Below are 7,910 nucleotides of genomic sequence, written 5' to 3'. Positions count from 1 at the left end.
GGCCCGACCTTCCAGTGGAAAACCGAGTTCTACACCGACGGCACCCTGAGCAACGGCGTGCTCAACGGCAACCTGTACCTCAAGGGCGGTGGCGACCCGAAGCTGAACATGGAGAAGCTGTGGCTGCTGATGCGTGACTTGCGCGCCAACGGCGTACGCACCGTCACCGGCGACCTGGTACTGGACCGCAGCCATTTCGTGCAGCCCAACCTGCCGCAGTTCAATGACGATGGTGGCGATGTCAACAAGCCGTTCCTGGTCAAGCCCGACTCCCTGTTGGTCAACCTCAAGGCCCTGCGCTTCGTCGCCCGCAACGACGGCGGCAAGGTGACCGTGGCGGTCGAGCCGCCGATCGCCAGCATCCGCATCGATAACCAGGTCAAGGCCGTGGCCTCCAAGCAGTGCACCGGCGATGTGCGCTACAACCCGGTGCCGCAGCCGGATGGCATCAGCGTGGTGGTCAGCGGCCAGCTGGGCGATGGCTGCAATTCGCAGACCTACCTGTCGCTGCTCGACCACCCGACCTACGCCGCCGGTGCGGTGAGGGCGATCTGGAACGAACTGGGTGGCACCATCCAGGGCCGTGACCGCATCGAAAACGTGCCCAAGAGCGCGCGCCTGCTGGCCCGGGCCTTCTCGCCAGACCTGGTGGAAGTGATCCGCGACATCAACAAGTACAGCAACAACACCATGGCCCAGCAGCTGTTCCTGAGCCTGGGCGCGCAGTTCCGCACCGACGCCGACGGCGACGACGCCCGCGCCGCCCAGCGGGTGGTGCGCCAATGGCTGGCGAAAAAGGGCATTACCGCCCCGCACCTGGTGATGGAAAACGGCTCGGGCCTGTCCCGCGCCGAACGAGTAAGCACCCGCGAGATGGCGGCGCTGCTGCAGGCGGCCTGGAAGAGCCCGTACTCGGCCGAATTCATCAGCTCGATGCCGCTGGTGGGCATGGATGGCACCATGCGCAAGCGCCTCAAGCGCACCGCCTTGACTGGCGAAGGCCACATCAAGACCGGCACCCTGAACACCGTGCGCGCCATCGCCGGCTTCAGCCGCGACAGCAATGGCAACACCTGGGCTGTGGCGGCGATCCTCAATGATCCGAAGCCGTGGGGCGCCTCGCAGGTGCTGGACCAGGTGCTGCTGGACCTGTATCGCCAGCCGAAGACGGCCGACAGCACGGCCGCCGTCGCGCCCTGATTCAACGGCTGGGCCCCTCGCCGGCAAGCCGGCTCCCACAGCTACCGCGCTGGCTTCAACAACAGCGCAGTACCTGTGAGAGCCGGTTTGCCGGCGAGGGGGCCATGAGCGGTATCAACCCAGCTCCCCCTCGACCCGGTCCCTGCCCGCCTGCTTGGCCGCATACACCCCCGCATCCGCCCGCAACAGCAAGGCATCGGCGCCCTCCCCCGGCCGCCACCCCGCCACGCCAAAACTCGCCGTCACCCTGCCCACCCCGTCGACCGGCACGCTGCGCACCCCCTGCCACAACTCCATGGCCAACATCCGCGCCTGCTCGGCATTGCTGCCCGGGCACAGCACCATGAACTCCTCACCACCGAGCCGGCAGAACACGTCGGTACGCCGCAAACGGTGGCCAATGCGCTGGCACAGGCTGCGCAGCACATGGTCGCCCACGGCATGGCCATACTGGTCGTTGATGCGCTTGAAGTGGTCGATATCGAGCATGATCACGGCCAGGTCCTGATTGTCACGCTGGGCGCGATCCAGTTCGGCCTTCAGCCGCTCCTGGAAATAGCGGCGGTTGTGGATGCCGGTGAGCGAATCGGTCACCGACAGCGTGCGCAAGTCTTCCTCGACGCCCTTGAGGTCGGAAATGTCGGTGAGGTAGCCATGCCAGAGCGTGCAGCCCGCCTCGCCCACTTCCGGTGTAGCCTCGCCGCGCACCCAGCGCAAGCCGGCACGTGGCAGGCACACGCGATACTCCTCGCGCCACGGCGTCAGGTGCTCGGCCGAATAGCGCACCGAGCGGCGCACGTGCTCGAGGTCGTCGGGGTGAATCCGTTCGAATACCGCCGTGGCATCCTCGCGCAGCAGCTGCAGGTCGACTTCGTAGATCTCGAACATGCCCTGGCTGGCATAGGGGAAGCAGGAATGGCCATCGGCATCCAGCCGATACTGATAGATGCCCCCCGGCACTTGCGCACTGAGCTTCTCCAAGAGCCGGTCACGCATCGCCAGCGCCTCGTGCACGCGGCGCCGCTCGGTGACATCGATGCAAATGGCCAGGTAACCCACCCACAGCCCCTGCTCATCGAGCACCGCGGTGACCAGCATGTTGGCCAGCAGCTGGCTGCCGTCCTTGCGCACCAGGGTCCACTCGCTGGGCTCGGCGCCGCCCTCCTGCAGGGTATCGGCGAACATCGCCTGGCCACCGGCGATGTGCCGCCCGTAGCGCAGGCTCAGGGCGTGGGCGCGCTGGTTGAGCTCCTCAGGCAGCACCAGGTATTCCAGGCGCAGTTGCCCTACCGCCTCGCCCGCCTGGTAGCCAAGCATGCGCTCGGCACCGGCGTTGAAGGTGCTGACCACGCCCTTGAGGCTGGTGGCGATGATGGCCACCTGGGTGGCGGCGTTCAGCACGCTGCGCAACTGGTTGTGGGTGTCGCGCAGTGACTGCTCGCTGACACTCAGCTGCGCGGTGCGCTGCTCGACCAGCTTGAGGGCGCGTTGCCGCTGGCTGAACAGGTTGTAGAGCAAGGCACTGAGCAGCAGGCTCAGCAGGCCGCCGAGAAGCCCCACCGCCAGCGCCGCCGAGGAGCGGTTGCCCTGCATGAACACCTGGCTTGGGCGGATATCGAGCTGGAAGTGGTGGTCGGCCAGGTGCAGCAACTGGTTGCTGAGCAGCGCCAAGGGGGCCGGCGGGTTCTCTGAGTCGAACAGCACTTCGTGGCCATCGCGCCCGCTGGGGTCGATGATGCGCACCACCAGGTTGTCCTCGCCGGCCGATGGCAGGCCATCGCTGATCAATTGCCGCAGGTTCAGCAGGGCCATGACGTAACCGGCGGGTGCGCCTTGCGCCTCGCCTGGGGCCTTGTCGGAGAAGACTGGCGCGACCATCAGCAGCCCGCGGCTGTAACCCGCGGCAACGTTGATCATGTCCAGCGGCTCTGACACCGCCATGCTGCCCGGCAACAGCGCACGCTGCAGGGTCTGCTCGCGCACCGGCTGGCCGCGCAAGTCGAGCCCGTAAGGTTGGCCCTGCTGCTGCGTAGCCTGGGTGTAGAGCACCGGGAAGTAGTGATCGCGAGGCGGCGCCGCCTGCCAATTGCCCTGGCTATCCAGGTCGCGTATCTCATAGGGCTGCCCGAGCCTGGCGCTGGCTTGGCGTTCAAAATCGCCCCGCTGCCCCTGCTCGACGCGTGGCGCCCAGGAGTAGGCCTGGGTGCGGCGCAGCAGCGGGCCGGCGAAACCGTCGAATTCGCCGGGGGTGATCTCGTTGGAGAAACTGAAGAAGCGCCGCAGGCTGTCCAGGCGCTGCTCCTGGTCGTCGAAGCGCTCGGCGATGCGGCTATAACGCTCGCTGGCCAGCAGCTCGAAGCGCTGGCGCAACTGCTGCTTGTAGAACGCCTGGGTGGCCAACGCCAGGCCGGCCGACAGCAAGCCGCCGGCCACCAGCGCCACCAGGGCAACCGCCCAGGCAGCCAGGGCCTCGCGGCACAGGCCCACCACCTTCGCACGCACGCCATACTTCGACATAGATCGATCTCGTCACGTCAGCGTCCTGCGATTGTCCGGCCCTGTGCTGAGTTATAGCTATTGGCCATTAGCTATGCAATCACGCTGGTCGTTTCAGCGCAATTGCAGGCGCCAGGCTCGGTGGATGCGGTTGTTGCGGGCGAAATCCGGGTCCAAGGTCTGGGCACTGATTTCTTCCACCACGTAGCGCGCCGCCAGGTGCTCATCGAGCTGGAACTTGCGGAAGTTGTTGGAGAAGTACAGCACGCCACCCGGGGCCAGGCGCGCCATGGCCAGGTCGAGCAGCTGCACATGGTCGCGCTGCACGTCGAACACCCCTTCCATGCGCTTGGAGTTGGAGAAGGTCGGCGGGTCGATGAAGATCATGTCGTAGCTGTCGCGGTTGCCTTCCAGCCAGGCCATGACATCACCCTGCTCCAGGCGGTTGCGCTCGGAGAAGCCGTTCAACGCCAGGTTGCGGCGCGCCCAGTCCAGGTAGGTTTTCGACAGATCGACGCTGGTGGTGCTGCGCGCGCCACCCTTGGCCGCATGCACGGTGGCCGTGGCGGTGTAGCAGAACAGGTTGAGGAAGCGCTTGCCTTCGGCCTCGCGCTGGATGCGCATGCGCATCGGGCGGTGGTCGAGGAACAGCCCGGTGTCGAGGTAGTCGGTAAGGTTGACCAGCAACTTCACACCCCCTTCCTTGACCTCCAGGAAGCGCCCTTCGGTGGCCTGGCGCTCGTACTGGCGGGTGCCGGCCTGCCGCTCGCGGCGCTTGAGCACCACGCGCTGCGGGTCGATGTTCAGTGCCTGGGGGATCGCCGCCAAGGCGTCGAGCAGGCGTGCCTGGGCCTTTTCCGGGTCGATCGAGCGCGGCGCGGCGTATTCCTGCACGTGCACCCAATCCTGATAGAGGTCGACCGCCAGGGCGTACTCGGGCATGTCGGCATCGTACAAGCGGTAGCAGTCGACTTGCTCGCGGCGGGCCCACTTGCCCAGCTGCTTGAGGTTCTTCTGCAGGCGGTTGGCGAACATCTGCGCACCTTCCGACAGGCGTGCCGGCTCGCTGGCCACGGTTGCCGGGCTGCGCGCCTCGCCGTTGTCGCCCTGGGCGTCGCGACGCTCACCGGTGACGAACTGGTCAGGCTGCACCTTGAACAGCAGCAGCTTGCACGGCAGCGCGCCGTTCCAGAAGGCATATTGCTTGTGGCTGCGGATGCCCATGCGCTTGCCCAGTTCAGGGGCCCCGGTGAATACCGCCGCTTCCCAGCCCATGCACGCCTGGCGCAGGCGCTCGCCGAGGTTCTGGTAGAGGTACAGCAAGCTGGCCTCGTCGCCCAGGCGCTCGCCGTAAGGCGGGTTGCTGATGACCAGGCCCTTCTGGTTCTGGTCCGGGCGCGGCTCGAAGCTGGCCACTTCGCCCTGGTAAATCTTGATCCAGTCGCCAAGGCCTGCGCGCTCTACGTTGTTGCGCCCCGGCTGGATCAGCCGCGGGTCGGCCTCGTAGCCGCGGATCCACAGCGGCGGCTTGGCCAGGCCGGCCTGGGCACGGGCCTGGGCTTCTTCATGCACCTTGCGCCAGGTGGCCGGCACATGGCCGAGCCAGGCGCTGAAGCCCCAGCGCTCGCGCTTGAGGTTGGGGGCGATGTCAGCGGCGATCATCGCCGCTTCGACCAGGAAGGTACCCACACCGCACATCGGGTCGGCCAGCGCGCCGCCTTCGGCGGCAATGCGCGGCCAGCCGGCACGGATCAACACGGCGGCGGCGAGGTTTTCCTTCAGCGGCGCGGCGCCTTGCTGCAGGCGGTAGCCGCGCTGGTGCAGGCTGTGACCGGAGAGGTCGAGGGACAGGATCGCCTCGCCACGGTCCAGGCGCAGGTGAACCCGCACGTCCGGGTCGACCTTCTCCACCGACGGGCGCAGGCCTTCACGGTTGCGCAGCTTGTCGACGATCGCATCCTTGACCTTGAGTGCGCCGAAGTGGGTGTTGTCGATGCCCGAGCCGTGGCCGCTGAATTCCACCGCCAGGGTGCCGTCGGCGGCCAGGTGGTCGGCCCAGTCCAGGGCATGCACACCGTCGTACAGGTCGTCGGCGTTTTTCATCGAGAAGCGCTTGAGCACCAGCAGCACGCGGTTGGCCAGGCGCGACCAGATGCAGAGGCGGTAGGCGGTTTCCATGTCGGCGGTGCCGCGGATGGCCGAGGTGTGCTCGCGCACTTCGTCCAGGCCAAGGCCCTTGGCCTCTTCGGCAAGCAGGCCTTCAAGGCCTTTGGGGCAGGTGAGGTAGAGTTCGAAACGGTCCGACATGTGTATTCCAGAGCCTTGGGCTATTTGAGTGACGAGGCGACGCATCGCCCCGCCGATGTTTGCCCGAACGCCCTTCCAGCAAGCGTCCGAGTGGCCTTCGCCCCTGCCTCATGGCAGCGGGCCGGCCGGGCCGCCTGATCGATCTGCCGCTCGCCGGGTGGCAGGAACAGCTTAGATCATCAGGCAGTACGAATAATTTCTGGCGAGCGAGGATCAGGCGTGACCCTTCGTCGCATTACCAAATATTTCTGTCATCAGGGCGCCACGCTGGCGAAATGACGTCAACTCTCAGCAAACCCCAGCCATAGCGGGCTCAAGGCCAAACAAGGTTGAGTCGCATTTATTTACTTATCCCCTGACCCTTGGAAAGGTTACGTGCTTATGACAAATCGATCATTCCCTCTGTGACCTGCATTCGTTAGAACTGGTCTCAGGCCGCTTCGCAACGAGGCGGCACCTTCAGCCCGCCACGCCGGCAGCGGGCGCACACCGGCAGAAAGACTCTGCCCGGCCTCGGAGAGGCCGACGGGACATTACAGTCAACAAGTGAGGGCAACACCCTATGAGAAGACTTAAGCGTGATCCGTTGGAAAGAGCATATTCACGTGGCTACCAATACGGGGTCACCGGCAAATCCCGCGAACTTTGCCCCTTCAATCTTCCTTCAGTTCGCCAAGCCTGGATCAACGGCTGGCGCGAAGGTCGCGGTGATAACTGGGACGGAATGACTGGCACCGCTGGCATCCATAGACTCAACGAAAATCACGCCGTTGGCTGATCGAGGACACTGAATTCGAGTTACCATGCACGCCCCATCCGGGCGGCGGGCTAAGGCCCAGGGGCCCCTAGATGGGGCCCTTTTTTATGCCTGCAGGTCAGCCCCGCGGCATCGCGGCAATCGCATCCACCGCTTCACGGATCAGCGCCGGGCCCTTATAGATGAAGCCCGAGTAGATCTGCACCAGGCTCGCGCCGGCAGCGATCTTCTCTGCCGCGTGACGGCCTTCGGTGATACCCCCTGCGGCGATGATCGGCAGCTTGCCGCCCAGCTCGCCGGCCAGCACCTTGACGATGTGGGTGCTCTTTTCCAGCACCGGCGCACCCGACAGGCCGCCCGCTTCGCCACCATGGGCGAGGCCCTCGACGCCTTCACGGCCGAGGGTGGTGTTGGTGGCAATCACCGCGTCCATTCCCGACTCCATCAGCGCCGCCGCCACCAGTGCGGTTTCTTCATCGCTCATGTCCGGGGCGATCTTGATCGCCAGCGGCACGCGCTTGCCGTGGCTGGTAGCCAATTGCTCGCGGCGCTCGGCCAGGGCATCGAGCAACTGCTTGAGCGAGTCGCCGAACTGCAGGCTGCGCAGGCCCGGGGTGTTCGGCGAGCTGACGTTGACGGTGATGTAGCTGGCCGCGGTGTAGACCTTGTCCAGGCAGATCAGGTAGTCGTCGACTGCACGCTCCACCGGGGTATCGAAGTTCTTGCCGATGTTGATGCCCAACACGCCGTCGTAACGCGCGGCACGCACACGCTGCAGCAGGTGATCGACACCCAGGTTGTTGAAGCCCATGCGGTTGATGATCGCAGTGGCCTGCGGCAGGCGGAACAGCCGCGGCTTGGGGTTGCCCGGCTGCGGGCGCGGGGTCACGGTGCCGATCTCGACGAAGCCGAAGCCCAGCTGGGCAAAGCCGTCGATGGCCGCGCCATTCTTGTCCAGGCCTGCGGCCAGGCCTACCGGGTTGGCGAAATTCAACCCCATCACCGTCACCGGCAACGCTGCTGGCTGCTTGCACAACACGCCGTTGAGCCCCAGGCGGCCACCGGCGCCGATCAGGTCCAGGGACAGGTCATGGGAGGTTTCCGGAGAAAGCTTGAACAGCAGCTGGCGGGCCAGGGTATACATGGGCGG

At 65.8% G+C, this 7,910-nt stretch carries 5 protein-coding genes; 2 read left to right on the top strand and 3 right to left on the bottom strand.

The window, feature by feature from the left end:
• A partial coding sequence (gene dacB / locus B3E94_RS07380) for a D-alanyl-D-alanine carboxypeptidase/D-alanyl-D-alanine endopeptidase (protein ID WP_286912923.1) occupies positions 1-1,200 on the top strand: 1,200 nt, incomplete at its 5' end.
• Positions 1,201-1,314: 114 nt separating this feature from the next.
• On the opposite strand, the gene B3E94_RS07375 is transcribed toward dacB, so the two are convergent.
• On the bottom strand, positions 1,315-3,717 hold the full coding sequence (locus tag B3E94_RS07375; RefSeq protein WP_286912922.1) for a sensor domain-containing diguanylate cyclase: 2,403 nt from the start codon (positions 3,715-3,717) through the stop codon (positions 1,315-1,317).
• 93 nt (positions 3,718-3,810) lie between these two features.
• Complete coding sequence (gene rlmKL / locus B3E94_RS07370) at positions 3,811-6,003, bottom strand: bifunctional 23S rRNA (guanine(2069)-N(7))-methyltransferase RlmK/23S rRNA (guanine(2445)-N(2))-methyltransferase RlmL (RefSeq protein WP_286912921.1); 2,193 nt, start codon at positions 6,001-6,003, stop codon at positions 3,811-3,813.
• Positions 6,004-6,565: 562 nt separating this feature from the next.
• On the opposite strand from rlmKL, the gene rmf reads away from it, so the two are divergent.
• Positions 6,566-6,781, top strand: coding sequence for a ribosome modulation factor (rmf, locus tag B3E94_RS07365; RefSeq protein WP_003248687.1), 216 nt, complete (start codon positions 6,566-6,568; stop codon positions 6,779-6,781).
• Between the two features lie 97 nt (positions 6,782-6,878).
• Here rmf and B3E94_RS07360 read toward each other — a convergent pair whose 3' ends face one another.
• Positions 6,879-7,904, bottom strand: coding sequence for a quinone-dependent dihydroorotate dehydrogenase (locus tag B3E94_RS07360; protein WP_236235562.1), 1,026 nt, complete (start codon positions 7,902-7,904; stop codon positions 6,879-6,881).
• Positions 7,905-7,910 lie beyond the last annotated feature (6 nt).

It is taken from the genome of Pseudomonas sp. UBA6315 (assembly GCF_002438125.1).
Lineage (GTDB): Bacteria > Pseudomonadota > Gammaproteobacteria > Pseudomonadales > Pseudomonadaceae > Aquipseudomonas > Aquipseudomonas faucium.
The sequence above is the reverse complement of the archived record's forward strand: the minus strand, read 5'-3'. Positions and strand labels throughout refer to the sequence as shown.